The organism is Photorhabdus sp. RM322S, from assembly GCF_042879395.1.
Classification (GTDB): Bacteria; Pseudomonadota; Gammaproteobacteria; order Enterobacterales; family Enterobacteriaceae; genus Photorhabdus; species Photorhabdus khanii.
This window is the reverse complement of sequence record NZ_JBHFKW010000018.1, coordinates 52649-70395: the sequence shown is the minus strand read 5'-3', so window position 1 is coordinate 70395 and position 17747 is coordinate 52649. Positions and strand designations below refer to the sequence as shown.

Annotated in this window: 16 protein-coding genes, 1 other RNA gene and 1 pseudogene; 4 read left to right on the top strand and 14 right to left on the bottom strand. The window is 44.3% G+C overall.

From position 1 onward, the window contains the following. Window positions 1-188: 188 nt before the first annotated feature. The 8 genes and pseudogenes from ACGF63_RS12540 to ACGF63_RS12505 form a co-directional block, all read right to left on the bottom strand. Complete coding sequence (locus tag ACGF63_RS12540) at window positions 189-308, bottom strand: DUF637 domain-containing protein (RefSeq protein WP_081738130.1); 120 nt, start codon at window positions 306-308, stop codon at window positions 189-191. Window positions 309-571: 263 nt separating this feature from the next. Then, entirely contained in the window at window positions 572-3448 is a 2877-nt protein-coding gene (gene gcvP / locus ACGF63_RS12535; RefSeq protein ID WP_387631157.1) for an aminomethyl-transferring glycine dehydrogenase, read from the bottom strand. An 87-nt stretch (window positions 3449-3535) separates the two neighbouring features. Beyond that, window positions 3536-3928, bottom strand: coding sequence for a glycine cleavage system protein GcvH (gcvH, locus tag ACGF63_RS12530; RefSeq protein ID WP_387631154.1), 393 nt, complete (start codon window positions 3926-3928; stop codon window positions 3536-3538). Window positions 3929-4035: 107 nt separating this feature from the next. Next, window positions 4036-5130: a glycine cleavage system aminomethyltransferase GcvT gene (gene gcvT / locus ACGF63_RS12525; RefSeq protein WP_036842841.1), complete on the bottom strand. Its 1095-nt coding sequence runs from the start codon at window positions 5128-5130 to the stop codon at window positions 4036-4038. Window positions 5131-5488: 358 nt separating this feature from the next. After that, window positions 5489-6721 (bottom strand): FAD-dependent 2-octaprenylphenol hydroxylase, encoded by a 1233-nt coding sequence (ubiI, locus tag ACGF63_RS12520; RefSeq protein WP_036842838.1) that lies wholly within the window; start codon window positions 6719-6721, stop codon window positions 5489-5491. Between the two features lie 38 nt (window positions 6722-6759). Beyond that, window positions 6760-7937, bottom strand: a pseudogene (gene ubiH / locus ACGF63_RS12515) (2-octaprenyl-6-methoxyphenyl hydroxylase). Between the two features lie 8 nt (window positions 7938-7945). Continuing rightward, window positions 7946-9262: a Xaa-Pro aminopeptidase gene (gene pepP, locus ACGF63_RS12510; RefSeq protein ID WP_152962438.1), complete on the bottom strand. Its 1317-nt coding sequence runs from the start codon at window positions 9260-9262 to the stop codon at window positions 7946-7948. A gap of 48 nt (window positions 9263-9310) precedes the next feature. Continuing rightward, window positions 9311-9886 (bottom strand): YecA family protein, encoded by a 576-nt coding sequence (locus ACGF63_RS12505; RefSeq protein ID WP_152962439.1) that lies wholly within the window; start codon window positions 9884-9886, stop codon window positions 9311-9313. Window positions 9887-10069: 183 nt separating this feature from the next. Between ACGF63_RS12505 and zapA the strand changes: the two genes are divergently transcribed. The 3 genes from zapA to ACGF63_RS12490 all read left to right on the top strand — a co-directional run bounded on the left by zapA (window position 10070) and on the right by ACGF63_RS12490 (window position 11338). Further along, window positions 10070-10399 (top strand): cell division protein ZapA, encoded by a 330-nt coding sequence (zapA, locus tag ACGF63_RS12500; RefSeq protein WP_021324001.1) that lies wholly within the window; start codon window positions 10070-10072, stop codon window positions 10397-10399. A gap of 117 nt (window positions 10400-10516) precedes the next feature. Next, window positions 10517-10702, top strand: a non-coding RNA gene (gene ssrS, locus ACGF63_RS12495) — 6S RNA. 39 nt (window positions 10703-10741) lie between these two features. Beyond that, window positions 10742-11338, top strand: a complete 597-nt coding sequence (locus ACGF63_RS12490) for a 5-formyltetrahydrofolate cyclo-ligase (RefSeq protein ID WP_036842830.1) — start codon at window positions 10742-10744, stop codon at window positions 11336-11338. A 48-nt stretch (window positions 11339-11386) separates the two neighbouring features. On the opposite strand, the gene serA is transcribed toward ACGF63_RS12490, so the two are convergent. The 4 genes from serA to ACGF63_RS12470 form a co-directional block, all read right to left on the bottom strand. Next, window positions 11387-12628, bottom strand: coding sequence for a phosphoglycerate dehydrogenase (serA, locus tag ACGF63_RS12485; RefSeq protein WP_036842827.1), 1242 nt, complete (start codon window positions 12626-12628; stop codon window positions 11387-11389). A gap of 277 nt (window positions 12629-12905) precedes the next feature. Further along, window positions 12906-13565 carry a ribose-5-phosphate isomerase RpiA gene (gene rpiA, locus ACGF63_RS12480; protein ID WP_387631148.1) on the bottom strand — a complete coding sequence of 220 codons (660 nt, stop codon included), beginning with the start codon at window positions 13563-13565 and terminating at the stop codon, window positions 12906-12908. A gap of 162 nt (window positions 13566-13727) precedes the next feature. Beyond that, window positions 13728-13889, bottom strand: coding sequence for a hypothetical protein (locus tag ACGF63_RS12475; protein ID WP_165577068.1), 162 nt, complete (start codon window positions 13887-13889; stop codon window positions 13728-13730). A gap of 110 nt (window positions 13890-13999) precedes the next feature. Then, on the bottom strand, window positions 14000-14554 hold the full coding sequence (locus tag ACGF63_RS12470) for a hypothetical protein (protein ID WP_387631145.1): 555 nt from the start codon (window positions 14552-14554) through the stop codon (window positions 14000-14002). Window positions 14555-14904: 350 nt separating this feature from the next. Between ACGF63_RS12470 and ACGF63_RS12465 the strand changes: the two genes are divergently transcribed. Further along, entirely contained in the window at window positions 14905-15807 is a 903-nt protein-coding gene (locus tag ACGF63_RS12465) for a LysR family transcriptional regulator ArgP (protein ID WP_387631142.1), read from the top strand. On the opposite strand, the gene ACGF63_RS12460 is transcribed toward ACGF63_RS12465, so the two are convergent. Together ACGF63_RS12460 and argO are read right to left on the bottom strand one after the other, a co-directional pair. Then, window positions 15804-16526: an oxidative stress defense protein gene (locus tag ACGF63_RS12460; protein WP_387631139.1), complete on the bottom strand. Its 723-nt coding sequence runs from the start codon at window positions 16524-16526 to the stop codon at window positions 15804-15806. The genes ACGF63_RS12465 and ACGF63_RS12460 overlap by 4 nt on opposite strands. 113 nt (window positions 16527-16639) lie before the next feature. Further along, window positions 16640-17263 carry an arginine exporter ArgO gene (gene argO, locus ACGF63_RS12455; RefSeq protein ID WP_152962442.1) on the bottom strand — a complete coding sequence of 208 codons (624 nt, stop codon included), beginning with the start codon at window positions 17261-17263 and terminating at the stop codon, window positions 16640-16642. Window positions 17264-17747 lie beyond the last annotated feature (484 nt).

The following is a 17747-nucleotide window of genomic DNA, read 5'->3' as shown; positions in this document are numbered from 1 at the left end:
CGTTGATCGTATCTCAGATACTTTAATTTCCTTCTTAAGCAAAGTTCAGGTTGATTAACGTATTTTAAAAAATCTGTACTTATAGTTATATATAAAAGCTTTAATATCTCTATTTTCGTGCTTTTAAATGGTTATGGCAGGTTAGGTAAATGTAGAATAAGTGGAGTGTGGAATCTCTGATAAATAGATTAAATCTGGCTACCTATATTGTTTAATAACGCGGTTTGCAGATTATCCGTAAAACTGCCGCCATTAATGGCAGGGCCTATTGTTGAACTCACGACGGAATTGTGGATAAAGGAGTACATCGGAGTTAGTTCACACCCGGTGTTGAAGCCTGTACCCATTCGGAGATTACTGGCAGAGTAAGTGCTGCCAGGCTTCGGCGATAAGGCTAGAGATATTAAATGGTGACGGAGTAAGGGACAGGAATCAAACCAACAAAAGCGACACGCATAGGAAAGCTTAATCCATGTAGTTTTTAAGAATTAGTGAGTATCAGGAAAATTGCAATCAATAGAGATAATAGCAACACCAGTAATTATACCGGTGTTGCCACATTATTTAGTGATTATTGATAATCACTGACAGGTGCGCAGGAACAATGCAGATTACGATCACCGTAAACATCATCAAGGCGTTTAACGGCAGGCCAATATTTATTGGCTTTGGTTTCTGCGGTTGGAAAAACGGCAATTTCACGGCTGTAATTATGGTTCCAGTCAGAAGCCAGTTCAGTTTGTACGTGAGGCGCATTGACCAATGGGTTATCTTCCAATGACCATTCACCTTGCGCAACTTTGTTAATTTCAGCACGGATTGACAGCATGGCATCGACAAAGCGATCAATTTCCACTTTGCTTTCTGATTCTGTTGGTTCCACCATCAGTGTGCCGGCAACCGGGAATGACATCGTGGGCGCATGGAAACCATAGTCAACCAAACGCTTGGCAATATCCATTTCACTGATACCAAACGCTTCTTTCAGTGGCCGAATATCCAGAATACATTCATGCGCTACATAGCCGTTATGGCCGGTATACAGCACGTCATAATCATTTTTCAGGCGAGCAGCGATATAGTTGGCATTCAAGATCGCCACCTGACTTGCCTGTTTCAGCCCTTGCGAACCCATCATACGGATATACATCCAGCTAATAGGCAGAATGGAGGCGCTGCCAAACGGCGCAGCAGAGACCGCTCTCTGTTCAGTAAGACCATCCATTTGAACCACTGAGTGCCCCGGCAAGAACGGCGCTAAATGCGCTTTTACGCCAATCGGCCCCATACCTGGACCGCCACCGCCATGTGGGATGCAAAATGTTTTGTGCAGGTTGAGGTGCGAAACATCAGCGCCGATAAAACCGGGCGCAGTGATTCCAACCTGTGCGTTCATATTCGCACCATCAAGGTAAACCTGACCACCATATTGATGAATGATGTCACACACCTGACGGATAGTTTCTTCATATACGCCGTGTGTTGATGGGTAGGTCACCATGATGCAGGAAAGCTCATCACCGGATTTTTCTGCTTTTTCGCGCAGGTCTGCCAGATCAATGTTGCCCTCTTTATCACAACTCACCACCACCACAGTCATACCCGCCATATGCGCCGAAGCCGGGTTGGTGCCATGAGCAGAACTGGGGATCAAGCAGATATGACGATCCTCTTCTCCACGGCTTTCGTGGTAACGACGAATAGCAAGCAGACCCGCATATTCGCCCTGTGCACCGGAGTTTGGCTGCATACAAACGGCATCATAACCGGTCAATTGAACCAGCCAGTGAGATAACTGGCTTATCATCTGCTGATAACCCTGCGCCTGCTCTGGCGGACAGAATGGATGCAGCTGATTAAATTCAGGCCAGGAGATCGGTAATATTTCTGCCGCAGCATTGAGTTTCATGGTGCAAGAACCCAATGGGATCATGGCCTGATTCAGTGCTAAATCTTTGCGTTCAAGGCGATGCATATAGCGCATCATATCTGTTTCGCTGTGATAGCGGTTGAAATTGGGATGCTGGAGGATGTCATCATTGCGCAACATTGATGCAGGAATGGATTGGCTTTCCGCTATCACATTCTCATCCAGTGCCTCAACATCCAGCTTGCTATCTGTACCTGTCAGTACAGAGAACAATTTGACCAAATCATCCCGGCTGTTGGTTTCACTCAATGTGATACCCACTGCGCCGTGAATATCGCTACGCAAGTTGATTTCCGCTTTGTCTGCCCGTGCCAGTACCGCAGCTTTATCGGCAACTTCAACGGTCAAGGTGTCAAACCAAGTTTTGTAGCGCAGAGTAAATCCGGCTTGCTGTAACCCAGCAGCCAGAATGTCAGTCAGACGATGAATGCGGCCGGCAATGCGTTTCAGTCCTTTCGAGCCATGATATACCGCATACATCCCCGCGATGTTTGCCAACAATACCTGCGAGGTACAGATGTTGGAGTTCGCTTTCTCACGGCGGATATGCTGCTCACGGGTCTGCATTGCCATGCGCAGCGCGGTATTACCCGCAGCATCACGGGAAACGCCGATAATACGTCCCGGCATAGAACGTTTGAATTCATCACGGCAGGCAAAAAATGCGGCATGGGGGCCGCCATAACCCATCGGTACACCAAAGCGTTGAGCAGAACCAAACACCACATCCGCCCCTTGTTTGCCCGGTGCAGTCAGCAACACCAGCGCCATCAAGTCAGCGGCAACGCTGATAATGATTTTGCGTTGTTTCAGTTGTGCGATCAGGTCGGTGTAATCATGAATTTCACCTTTTGTCCCCACCTGTTGCAACAACACACCAAATACACCTTCCAGTTCCAGGGCTTTTTCTGCTTTATCTACAATCACATCAAAACCAAAGGTTTCAGCGCGGGTACGGACAACATCCAATGTTTGAGGGTGTATATCATCAGCAACAAAGAAACGATCAGCGTTTTTCAGTTTGCTGGCACGTTTTGCCATTGCCATGGCTTCCGCCGCCGCAGTGGCTTCATCCAACAAAGATGCAGAGGCAAGATCCAAACCTGTCAGGTCGATCGTCACTTGCTGGAAATTCAGCAGTGATTCCAGACGCCCTTGAGAAACCTCTGGTTGATAAGGGGTATAAGCGGTATACCAGCCAGGGTTTTCCAATAAATTGCGCAAAATAACCGGCGGCAGGACAGAAGGCACATACCCCATACCAATATAGGATTGGTAACGCTTATTTTGGCTGGCAATGGCTTTCAGTTCAGCCAGTGCTTGCTGTTCAGTTGCACCACCGCCCACATCGGGTGGCGCTGGTAACGCGATATCGCGGGGAACAATTTTTTGTGTTAATTCATTGAGGGAACTTGCCCCCACTGTCGCCAGCATCTCTTTCTGCTGTTCGGTGGAAGAGCCAATATGACGGCGGATAAACTCGCCCTGGTTCTCGAGTTGGCTTAATGTTTGGGTCATTTGTTACTGATTCCTGAAGCTGGCCAGAAATGGCATACAAATAAAAACGCCCTGTTCACGATGTGAAACAGGGCGACAGTGGGCATATTATTCTTCTTCGTCCAGAAGTGCCTGATATCCTGCGGCATCCAGCAGATTCGCCAATTCACTCTCATCAGAGGCTTTAATACGGAACAGCCAACCTTCGTTATAAGGCTCGCTGTTAACCAATTCAGGAGCATCATTCAAGGCTTCATTAACAGCAATCACTTCACCACTCAGTGGCGCGTAAATATCAGAAGCGGCTTTTACCGATTCAACAACGGCACATTCATCACCAAAATTGATTTCATTATCGACTTCCGGCAAATCAACAAAAACCATATCACCTAATAGCTCCTGCGCATGCTCGGTAATACCTACAGTGTATTCACCATTGCCTTCTGCGCGAACCCACTCATGTGATTCAGCATATTTTAACTCTGTGGGTACATTACTCATCACTATTGTCTCCTTCAATCTTAGAACTTATCTCATTAGGCTATTTTGTTTTCCTGCCCAATTACGATTACTGAGATAGGGTACTATTTATTCATTAAGTTATTAGACTATACGAGAGGTTTACCCGCCCGTACAAAATTGGGTTTGACTACCTGAACCGGCATCTCACGATTGCGGATTTGTACAATTGCCTGTTCACCAATCCCTTGTGGTACACGGGCAAGGGCAATACTGAATCCTAATGTTGGGGAGAATGTACCGCTGGTAATAACACCAGTGTGTAAGGTGCCCGCTTCATCGGTAAAACTGACCGTCAAACCACCACGTAATACACCTTTTTCTCTCATCACCAAGCCAACCAACTGTTCAGTGCCATCTTCACGCTGTTTTTCCAGCGCTTCACGGCCTATAAACTGGCGATCTTCTGGTTTCCAGGCGATTGTCCAGCCCATATTGGCTGCCAGTGGAGAAAGGGTTTCATCCATTTCCTGTCCATAGAGGTTCATACCCGCTTCAAGTCGCAAAGTATCACGGGCACCTAACCCTGCGGGCTTAACGCCAACACTAAGCAATTTTTGCCAGAAATCGGCTGACTGCTCTTTTGGCATCGCCACTTCATAGCCCGCTTCGCCGGTATAACCCGTTGTTGCGATAAACAGATCACCAGCCTGAACACCAAAGAAGGGTTTCATTCCGGCAATAGCCTGTTTTTGTTGATCATTCAGCAGAGACTGTACTTTTGCCTGAGCTTCAGGCCCCTGAACAGCAATCAACGCCAGATCATCACGTACCTGAATATCAACCGGGTAATTGGCAGCATGTTCATTGATCCAGGCCAGATCTTTCTCTCGGGTCGCAGAATTGACCACCATCCGATAAAAATCATTGCTAAAGTAGTAAACAATCAGGTCATCAATGACACCACCAGAAGCATTAAGCATCCCGGTGTATAAGGCTTTACCCTTTTCTGTCAGTTTAGCAATGTCATTTGCCAGCAAATAACGCAGGAAATCACGGCAGCCAGTACCATGCAGATCCACAATCGTCATGTGGGAAACATCAAACATGCCAGCATCAGTGCGGACAGTGTGATGCTCATCCATTTGTGAACCGTAATGCAAAGGCATCATCCAGCCATGAAAATCTACCATGCGCGCACCGCAGGCCAGATGCTGGTCATACAATGGAGTGTGTTTTGCCATTATTTCCCTCTTTTCATTTCCTACATGAAAACATACCGCGTATTAACCGACAGCTACTGTGAATCATGAACAAAAAGCGGCTAAAAAACGCGACGCAAACGATGTCTTAACATAAAAGTTATCACTGAAAACAAAAATGAACCATAAGTAAAAATAGGGTCCAATTCAGTAACAACAAAAAAACATGCTATGAGTATGCAGAATTTTTAACTATTAAAATGAGCCATAATACTCAAAATGAACAATTAACTTTAGAAAACACACATTTTCCATTAAGAGCTCACTGAAATATGAATAAAATCACCTATCCATATTTCAGCGATACATGAGAAAAAATAATTGATAAGAAGAAGCTAAATTAGATTTTTTCAGCTGAAGAGGGCGGAGAAGAGAGCCAGCCCGGTAAGTCATTCAACCCCATTGCCTGACGAAGCAATGGCGGTTTAATTCCGGGTAAATTGTCTGCCAGCGATAACCCAACATCCCGCAAAAATTTTTTCACTGGATTATTGCCGTCGAACAACTGACGAAACCCTTGCATTCCAGCCAGCATGACAGCGGCACTATGTTTACGACGGCGTTCATAACGACGTAAATAAAAGTGTTGACCAATATCTTTCCCCTGACAATGCAGACGACGCAATTCACCTATAAGTTCAGCCACATCCATAAAGCCCAGATTCACGCCCTGCCCTGCCAATGGATGAATGGTATGAGCTGCGTCTCCCACTAAGGCCAGACGATGAGCGGCAAAGTTACGGGCATAACGACCAGTCAATGGAATTGTCTGGCGCTCGCTGATCAGTTCACACTGACCAAGACGCATATCAAAATCCACCGCCAGTTGCTGGTCGAACAGCGTGTTATCAAGCTGTTTGTACTGATCTGCAGCGTCACCCGGCAGTGACCAGACGATAGAACATAAATGTGGATCAGCAAGAGGCAGAAACGCCAGAATGCCATCACCATAAAAGACCTGACGGGCAACACTGCCATGAGGCTCTTCGGTCCGAATCGTCGCCACCAACGCATGATGTTCATAATCCCAGAATGTCAAGGGGATATCAGCATGTTGACGCAACCATGAATGAGCGCCATCAGCACCAACCACTAAACGGGCTGTTAACATGCGACCATCGGATAATGTCATGAAAGCTTCATTTTCTCCCCAGGCAATCTGTTGCAAAGCCGCTGGCGTCAACATGGTCACATCCGACAGGCTTTCTGCTTTTTTCCATAACATCTCACGAATAACCCGGTTTTCAATGATATGACCAAGATATTCCAGGCCATATTCAGCCGCACTGAACCGAATGCGACCAAAGCTATCCCGGTCCCAGACTTCTATTCCCTGATAAGGGCTGGCACGCATATCCAAAATCTGTTGCCACACGCCAAGATGCTGTAACAGGCGCTCACTGGCAGCATTAATTGCAGAAACCCGCAAAGCATACTCTTCTCCGGCAGAAACCGATTGAGCAGGCGGATAGCTTTCTACCACAGCCACCCGCAAACCACTGCCCTGTAAGCCACAGGCAAGCGCCAGACCTACCATACCGCCACCAGCGATAACCACATCAAATGATTGCATAATATAACGTCCTCTTATTTTGTCTGCTTTATCTGCGGTTATCTTTGGGCGACCCAGCCCAGAGTCTGCGGGCCAGTATATCCCGCACAGGAGAGAATTTTTCCATCGCCATCAAGCCAAGATTACGCCCAACTCTTAATGGAAAATAACGATTGGCAAATATCCGTATCAATCCATCAGTAATACCAATGGTATTTTCCCGATCTAAAATCCGTTGCTGCTGATAATTAGCCAAAACCGGGTAAGCACCAATATCCTGACCAGCCGCAAAAGCCTCAGAAACAATCTGAGCCAGTGTCATCACATCGCGCATACCAAGATTAAAACCCTGACCGGCAATCGGATGTAATGTTTGTGCAGCATTACCCACCAGCGCCAATCGGTGGCTGACTTGTTGATTTGCAGTGGATAGTGTGAGTGGATAACTGTGGCGCCAGCCGGTTTCCAACATTTTGCCCAATCGCCAGCCAAATGCCCGCTGTAACTGCCTCAGAAACTGCTCATTATTCCAGCCAGCTATTTCCTTTCGCCGATCCAAATGATGGCACCATACCAGTGAACTCCGCCCCCCAGACATTGGTAGCAGAGCCAGTGGGCCATATTCTGTGAAACGTTCAAATGCCCTGCCCTGTGGATGCTCTGACGTCAGCACATTAGTAATCACGGCAATCTGTTCATAAGGGTGCTGTTGCCGCTGAATATTGCAGGCTTGACCAATCGCGGAATGACTGCCATCTGCGGCGACCAGCAATTCACCTTGCAGTTGATCGCCACTGTCCAGGGTAACAGTCACTGATGACATCGTTCTTTCAACGGTCAGAACCTTGGATGGACAATACAGTGTCACACCGGGAGCATTTTTCAGTAAGCCGAACAAGCATTTACCTGCATCATACAGTTCGACAACATTGCCTAAAGCCGGAATGTGATATTCTTTTGCATAAAGGTTCACAAACCCTGCATGACCACGGTCACTAACATGAACGTGAGTTATTGGTATCACATAATCTTCCAGAGCAGACCAAACCCCTATCTGTTGTAAACGCTGACACGTACCGTAAGCCAGCGCTATCGCTCTGGCATCAAAGCCGGGGTGCTTCTGCTCCGGCTCTGCTGCTTCAATCAGGGAAACATGAATCCGCCCCTTGCTCAGGGAAGATATCGCCAGCGCAAGTGTCGCGCCAGTCATGCCCCCTCCAACGATAATCACGTTCATACCTTAACTTAACCCTGTTTTGCTTTCGCCATCAGAGCTTCAATCTCATCAGCTTCTTTAATCACACTGGCTGTCAGATTTTCGTTACCAGTTTCAGTGATCAAAATGTCATCTTCAATACGGATACCGATACCACGATATTCCAGCGCCACATCAGCATCCGGTGCAATATAAAGCCCGGGTTCAACCGTTAATACCATTCCCGGTTCCAGAATGCGATCACGCTCTACGCCATAGTGCCCAACATCATGCACATCCAAACCCAACCAATGACTGAGGCCATGCATAAAGAACTGGCGATAGGCTTTGGTTTCGATTAAATGTTCAACCTCACCGTGCATAATGCCCAGTTTCACCAACTCTTCCACCATAATCCGCACAACATGTTCTGTTACTTTGTTGATGCTGGTGCCCGGTTTATACAATTCCAATGAAACCTTCAGTGTTTTCAGTACGATATCGTAGATTTCACGCTGGGCACGGCTGAACTTGCCATTCACCGGGAAAGTACGGGTGATATCTCCGGCATAACCCAGATATTCACAACCTGCATCAATCAGCACCAGATCACCCTCTTTCATCCGGCTTTCATTCTCGGTGTAGTGCAGAATACAGCCATTTTCACCACTCCCTACAATCGTATTGTAAGAAGGATAACGTGCACCCTGATGCGTAAATTCGTGATGAATTTCAGCTTCCAGTTGATATTCAAACATGCCAGGGCGACAAGTCTTCATCGCACGCGTATGTGCCTGTGCGCTGATTTCACCTGCCCGGCGCATCATTTCAATTTCTGCCTTGGATTTGAACAACCGCATTTCGTGTACCCAAGGACGCCAGTCAGTTATCGTTAAAGGGGCTGAAAGATTACGGCGACCGCCTTTTCTCAGTGTATCCAGCGCCTGGAAGACTATTTCATCCGCATAGGCAAATTCACCCTGTGCGTGATAAACCACATCCAAACCATTTAACAGCTGATAAAGCTCTTCCTGGATATCATCAAAAGGCAAAGCCCGGTCAATGCCCAGTTTCTCTGGTGCCGCTTCTTGTCCAAGACGGCGGCCAAACCAAATTTCCGCCGTTAAGTCACGTGTTCGATTAAAAAGAATACTATGATTATGCGTATCATCACTTTTGATTAATATCAGCACAGCTTCCGGTTCATTGAATCCAGTCAAATAAAGGAAATCGCTGTACTGGCGATAGGGATATTCATTATCCGAATTTCGTGGTGCAGGCGGGGCAGAAAAAATAATCGCTGCGCTAGCCGGTGCCATTTTTGCCAGTAAAGCCTGACGGCGGGATAAATATTCTTGTTTGATCATACCCTCTCCTGCGACTTAGTTAATTATTTTGAGTTCAATAAACAGCAATTAATGCAATGTTGGCTTATCATTTTTTGCAATTGAAACCGCTTTAGGCTGAGCAAAAGCGATATAGCAAAGCTGCGCAGCAACCCGCACATACTCAAGAACTTCTTCCAATGCCTGAGCCAGCTCTTCTTGATCATCGCCTTCTTCATAGCCAAGCAGACCGATATTACGCAAATCACCCACAATCTCACTGACCTCTTTTTTATCTGTGAACTTTGGTTGCGCGACACCCAATCCCAATAAGAAATGGTTTACCCATCCAGACAGGGCATCTGCCCGTTCAAACACATTATCTTCCTCATCGGGCAACAATAAATGGAATGCAAAATGACTGTCATCCAATGATTCAAATGTAATTTCACGTAATTCACGCAATTGTTGAGCTAATGGATGGGAAAAAGCCAGTCCATCATTGGCTAAATCATGAACTAAAGCTTGCCAACTACTATCACGGTTACCACCGCACAGTAAGCCACTAATCAACCCATGCATCTCAGCCGCTGTCAGCGCCACTGACTGCTGATGCAATATTTTGTCAAAAGATTGATAATCTGGTAATGAATTCTGTATAGACATGTGTATTGGTCATCGTTGACGGTGTAAGTTCATGCTATGCTACCACCAAGGGGAGTCGCTATACCAGACAACAGCCATAGCTAATCGTGAGTTGTCTGTCGGTATCGCACTGTAATGATTGGCGTCTTGCTTTATCCTATCAGGAATGAGAGCCAGGACGCAGTAATAAGTCAGGAAGGGGTCATGTCTGCACAACCAGTAGATATCCAGATTTTTGGGCGGTCATTACGTGTCAATTGTCCATCAGAGCAAAAAGAAGCATTGCTGGCTGCCGCGGTGGAACTTGAACAACGTTTAGAAGATTTAAAAGAACGCACCAGAGTAACCAATACTGAACAACTGGTTTTTATTGTGGCACTGAATGTCTGTCATGAGCTGGCACAAGAAAAAGTGAAAACCCGTGACTATGCTTACAATATGGAACAAAAAATAAAGATGCTTCAACAGACTATAGAACAAGCATTAGTGGAGCAAGGTCGCATCACTGAGCGTACTATTGCATCAAATGAATGAATTCTATTGATAAATCATGCATTAGTGAGTGAATCATTCGATAATTAGTTGCTTTCTGTGTTTAGTTTTATACAATAGGTTACATAAAGTTGCTTAGTAAGCGTAAGCACTGAATAAATTTCTCTGAGATGTTCGTGAACGGGGAAAGTCCCCTGAGCCGATATTTCATACATGATAGAATGTAGTGCTCCGCAGCCGGTGTGCATGCTCGGTCCGTCCGAGAAGCCTTAAGGATGCGACGCTGCGTTCACCTTGAACCTAGGGTTCAAGGGTTACTACCTGTAACGGCATCTTGGAGAACCCTCAATTTTAATCATTGCTCGCATTAACAGGTCAGGTTCCATGCCATCAGCTCCCCTGTTATCACTCAGGCAAAACATCAGAAAGAAAATACGCCAGCAACGCCGTGAGCTAACCCCTGAGCAACAAGCCCTTTTTGCAAACCAAGCCGCAGAAAAAGTTGTCAACCACCCCAGAATTCACCAAGCCAATAAAATTGCACTATTTCTTTCATTTGATGGTGAACTTGATACCCGACCACTAATTAACCAACTCTGGCAACAAAACAAACAGATCTATTTACCTGTATTGCACCCTTTCAGTCGCCACCATCTGCTGTTTTTAAACTATCAACCAAATACGTTGCTTGTTAGAAATCGTTTCAATATAGAAGAGCCACCACTGGATGTTCAGCAGCTCTTACCCTTATCTGAGCTGGATATCATGATGATCCCGCTGGTTGCTTTCGACCGCACAGGACAGCGACTTGGAATGGGAGGTGGCTTTTACGATCGTACATTGAGCCAATGGCAACAAAAAAATTTCTATCCGATTGGCCTGGCTCATAACTGCCAATTAGTCGATACATTACCTTCAGCCGAGTGGGATATCCCATTACCAGAAATCATCACTCCCGAAAAAATCTGGCAATGGCAGTAAAAAATGGGCACCTTACATAATGCGCCCATTTACGGCGTAGCAAAATAATCAGTACAGCAGGCGAGAACGGATAGTACCCGGCAAAGCTTTCAGTTCCTGAAATACCATTTCAGCCTGAGCTGGGTTCTCAGTCACAATATCAATCACCACATATCCCATATCCCCGCTGGTACGCAAGTACTGAGCAGCGATATTAATATCCTGTGCAGCAAACACTTGGTTAATACTATTCAATATACCTGGACGATTTTCGTGAATATGTAAAAACCGATTGGTATCATCAGCATGAGCAGGAAGAGAAACTTCCGGGAAGTTGACTGCTGATAAGGTAGAACCATTATCAGAATACTTCGCTAACTTTCCTGCCACTTCATAACCAATGTTTTCCTGCGCTTCCTGTGTAGAACCACCGATATGCGGAGTCAACAACACATTATCAAATTTAAGCAAAGGCGACTCAAACGGATCATTATTGGTCGCGGGTTCAACCGGGAATACATCCACAGCCGCACCGGACAAGTGTTCACTTTCCAGTGCTTCACACAATGCCGGAATATCCACCACCGTTCCGCGTGAAGCATTAATTAGGATAGAACCCGGTTTCATCAATGCCAGTTCCTGCGTCCCCATCATATTCTTCGTTGATGGCGTTTCTGGTACGTGTAAACTGACCACATCACTCATATTCAGTAATTCTGATAAATGACGAATCTGATGAGCGTTACCTAATGGCAATTTGTTCTCAATATCGTAGAAGTAAACATCCATACCAATATTTTCAGCCAAAATACCCAGCTGAGTACCAATATGACCATAACCGATAATACCCAGTTTTTTACCGCGCACTTCATAACAGCCCTTAGCCTGTTTATCCCATACGCCACGATGCGCTTTAGCATTCGCTAAAGGAATACGGCGCAGTAGTAACAACAACTCACCAAGTACCATCTCAGCAACAGAGCGAGTATTAGAAAATGGCGCATTAAAGACGGGGATACCCCGTTTGGCAGCGGCTTTCAGATCAACCTGATTGGTACCGATACAGAAACACCCCACAGCAACCAATTTTTCTGCTGCCTGGAAAATATCTTCTGTCAATTGTGTGTGAGAACGGATGCCAACAAAATGGGCATCACGAATTGCCTCTTTTAACGCCTGAGAATCTAACGCCCCTTTATGATATTCAATATTGCTATAGCCTGCTCCCCGCAGGTTTTCCACCGTGCTCTGATGTACACCTTCTAATAGCAAAAATTTAATCTTGTCTTTTTCCAGAGATACCTTAACCATTTACCCTGCCTATTGTTACGTCAATTTTCATTACATTTAAGATTCATTCTCTCAACATAACAAAAAAAACAGACACAGCAATACAAACGATTGCTATTCCTACCAAATAAGTCTTAATAAAATAATTATTGTGCGGAATAAAATGATATGAAGAAGAATAAAGTCAGAATTTAGATTATCTAATAATCAGATAAGTGAGATATATCACTAAATTTTCACTTATTATTAAAAGTAAAAAATTTTTAAGGGCGAAAGGTTCCGCCCTCTGTGAGCAATATTATTTAGTGATGGTTTTCACACCATCTAATGTTCCCATCAATACAACATCCGCACCACGGTTAGCAAACAGACCGACAGTGACGACACCGGCAATACGATTAATTTTATTCTCTAACTCAACAGGATCGAGAATTGCTAAATTATGCACATCCAGGATCACATTACCGTTATCAGTCACAACATTCTGGCGATATTCTGGTAAACCGCCCAATTTAATCAATTCACGGGCAACATATGAACGAGCCATTGGGATCACTTCAACCGGTAAAGGGAATTTACCCAATACATCAACGTTCTTAGAAGAATCAACAATACAAATGAATTTCTTCGCTATTGCAGAAATAATTTTTTCGCGGGTCAATGCGGCACCACCGCCTTTAATCATCTGCATATTGCCATTGATTTCATCGGCGCCATCAACATAAATATCAAGGGAATCCACTTCATTACAGTCGAATACAGGAATTCCCAGGCTTTTTAGTTTTTCGGTAGAAGCCTCAGAGCTGGATACAGCCCCTTCAATCTGGTCTTTAATTGAGCCAAGAGCATCAATAAAATGCGAAGCCGTTGAACCCGTCCCCACACCGACAATCGTTCCGGGAGTAACAAATTCGAGCGCTGCCCAACCTACTGCTTTTTTCAGTTCATCCTGAGTCATATCAATTCACTGCCTATATCAGTTACAAGGAAAGCCTGTCAGCTAGTATAAGCATTGACAACAACAAAGAAACTGCAATTAAACGGCATGTGGTAGACCATGAGAATTAATATTGAGTGATTAAAGAACCTGCCATAAGGCGGGCTACAAAAAGACTGATATTTATGCAGCCGCTTTGCTGCGATGACGACCTTGCTTCTCCTGGCTCGGTGCCTGCGCTTTCTCTTCCAAAGCTGGACCTACTTTCATTAGGAAATCTAAGGATTCTCCAGCCTTTTTGTAGGTTTGAACAGTATCGAACATCGGTTCTTTTTGTGCTTTCATAGCAACACCTCTAAGGCAACTTTATGACTAAATTGATTCATCATGCAGGACAAATATGAAAAAACGGTTGCTCTGCCTGAACATTATAGTACGCATCCAGATACTAACTATCAAAGAGCTAAACTCTCGGACCTGCTCTTCACCTTTTCGATTAACGTTTTGATGTCACATGACATCACATATCCACAACGCTCCAGCTCAAAACCAAACGAACAATAGTAAGCTATTTTATCCTCAACTGGTTCATGGATCCTTACAATTTCACCATCAACCATATTCATGAAAATCAATGTCGTATACAGAGTATACAAAAGCATTTTTCTTCGCAATGGGTGATTTTCAGTATCCTTAACAAAGTTTTCTAACACATAAATGTTAAAACTCTTATCGTTCAGATCGTATGTAGATAAAGCGGCTCCAGCCGGAACAAACTCAACTTGGAGAGGTTCCCTTGATGTGACAAACTTTATACACAAGCTGAAGCAGTTATCACGATTGCTCACTTCTGTAATATAATATTCCCAGTTAAGATCACCATACGCTCTTGTCAGTATGTTTGCATCACTATCAGAGATAGGCCCAACAACCAAATCTATTCCTCTCTGGTCCATATACGACTGTAAAATATTATATGTCAACTGTGCAACATGCTTCAGTGAAAGCATATAAAGCAACCTCATTACATTATTATTAGATATTTAGAAAAACGAAACATGTATGCCATCCTTGGATCCAATCAAAAATTAATTACCAAGTTAACAAAACACCCTCACCCAGAGCTGCCTTCTGAGCATATCGCCTACTCAGCCACTTTAACAAACTTAACTTTCGGAAATGGAAGCACCTTCCCATAAGGCCACTAATCAACAACATCTATTCAAGCTGGAAATAAGGCCCGTACAGTATCAGCTGTCATTAATAAGACAGGATTTATGGCACCCCAGAAATTTGCCTCATCCACCGGAAAAATATGGCATAGTGCTATGCAGAACAATCAATGGAGAATCTTTCTGTAATGAAACGCCCTGATTACCGAACACTGCAAGCCTTGGATTCTGTGATCCGTGAGCGCGGTTTCGAACGCGCAGCCCAGAAACTCTGTATCACTCAATCCGCAGTTTCTCAACGTATCAAGCAGTTGGAAAATCTGTTCGGTCAGCCTCTGTTAGTGCGCACCATTCCCCCACGTCCTACCGAACAAGGGCAAAAGCTGCTGGCGCTACTGCATCAAGTAGAATTACTGGAAGAACAATGGCTAGGTGATGAATCTGGTACAGATACTCCACTACTGCTTTCACTGGCAGTTAATGCCGATAGCCTGGCTACCTGGCTGTTACCGGCACTGCACCCAGTGCTCGGTGATTTACCGATTCGGCTGAATATTCAGGTTGAAGATGAAACCCGTACTCAAGAACAATTAAGAAGAGGTGAAGTCGTTGGTGCAGTCAGTATTCAACCACAACCATTACCTGGTTGTCTGGTCGATAAACTAGGGGCATTGGATTACCTGTTTGTTGCGTCACCCGAATTTGCTACCCGATATTTTCCAAATGGGGTTACCCGCTCAGCACTACTGAAGGCACCTGCGGTAGCATTCGATCACTTGGATGATATGCATCAGGCATTTTTACAACAGAACTTCGATTTATCGCCGGGCAGTGTTCCATGCCATATCGTCAACTCATCTGAAGCTTTTGTCCAACTGGCAAAACAGGGTTCTACCTGTTGTATGATCCCTCATTTACAAATTGATCAGGAACTGAAAAAGGGCAAACTGCTCGACCTGACACCGGGTTTATGTCAGCGCCGAATGCTCTATTGGCATCGTTTCTCACCGGAAAGCAGAACCATGAAAAAAGTGACTGACGCCCTGTTGAAAATTGGGCGTCAGATGTTAAGACAAGATGACACGGATTAAGGTTTTAACTCAAACACAACATCAACCTGATCGCTAAAGCTGATGGTGTCCTGTTGGTAAGTTTCTCCCACGCCAGTAGCAGCACCTCCCGCCAGCACGACATCATTATTGCGATATTTCATATAGGAAATATCTGGCGCTCGATAATTGATGCTGTATATCGGGCCCAATTTACTGTTAAAGCCTTTCGCTAACACATCAGCCTGCTCAATCGCATTCTGAATGGCTTTCTGTCGGGCTTCATCACGATATTTTTGTGGATCGTCCACACCAAACTGAACGGATGAGATCTCATTCAAACCCGCTTTTAATGCGCCATCAAGCAAAATATTAAGATGATCCAACTTACGAACCTTCACTTCCACCGAACGGATTGCACGATAACCTTTTAGCACAGACTTATCGGATTCTCTGTCATACTCATAGTCAGGTTGAGTACGCAGATTCGCCGCATTAATATCTTTCTTTTCAATACCATTCTCTTTTAGAAAATCAAAATACTTAGCAACAAGCTCATCAACCTGTTTTTTAGCACCAGAAGCATCTTTGGCAGAAATATCGACGTTAATCATCAATGTTGCCATATCCGGTTCTGCTTTAATTACCGCATTACCAGAAGTCACAATATGAGGGACCACGGGTAAATCAGCTGCCTGCGCAGAGAGAGGTACGCCTCCTGCACTTAACATTGCAGCCAACCCTAATGATTTTAATTTCACCACAACCTCCGTAGAAAATCTGTCAAAAAAAGAGTTTATCCCCGGAAAAACCGAAACATGCATGGGATAAATAAAACACTAACACACACACTGTATGCAAAAAAGTGTCCAGGTTAACCAGAAATTATCAATCCCTGTTTAGCAAGTTGCCAAGCTATATACCACATGACAATACAGATAAATCCATTAATAATTCGTTGAGAACGTGGCTTACTCAGTACCGGGGAAAACCAAGCAGCGAGGAATGCCAGAGCAAAAAACCAGCTAATGGAAGCGCTTGCAGCACCAAAAGTAAACCAAGGCCTGAGTTCTGAAGATAATTGACTACCAATACTTCCCAGTATAACCAGAGTATCCAGATAGACATGTGGATTTAACCAAGTGACAGCAAAGATAATCGCAATTACTCTCCAGCGACTGCTCACCATATTACCAGTCTGTGTGAGTGCTGCATTCGCAAGCAGAGCCACACGAAAAGCTCTCCAGCCATACCACAATAAAAAAGCAACCCCTCCCCAAGTGACAAATTGCAGTAGTAAAGTTGACTGACCAAGCAATGCACTCCCTCCAAATACGCCGGCACCAATCAGAAAACCATCGCTGATAGCACACAAAGTGGCACTCATCATATGGAATTGTCTTCGGCTCCCTTGCTGCATAACAAAGGCATTTTGTGGACCAAGAGGCAAAATCATTGCAGCACTGAGAAAAAAACCCTGCAAAAATGTCGATAACATAAAAAAACTCCTCAATAATTATTCACTTTGCTCTTCCAATGTTCAGAATATTAAAAAGAATAGCTCATTATAGGAAACAAATAGTTCTAATAGATCATAAGTAATTTTAATCACTCATTAAAAGCCAGATTTTTGCAGTAAAAATATTTGATTAATTAAAAAAATCAGGTAAATACACATTCAAACATGAATAAACCCGTCAATTATATAAAAATCAAAAGAAAAAGATTATTTTTTAAAATTTATTGGTTTCACGCTGTTAGCAATCATAATTATTATCGCTCTTGCTATTTGAGATCTCCTCACATAAAGTATTTCAAGTCTGAATTCAGATATCAATACCTCTCTATTCATCAAATCACTCAACTATTTATTCCATAAAATCAAATAACAATAAAAAAAACTATAAAAGACGCATGGATTATTGGCATTTATTAAAAACATTAACTACCCTTTAATTACTGACTATCAAGCGCCAATAGAA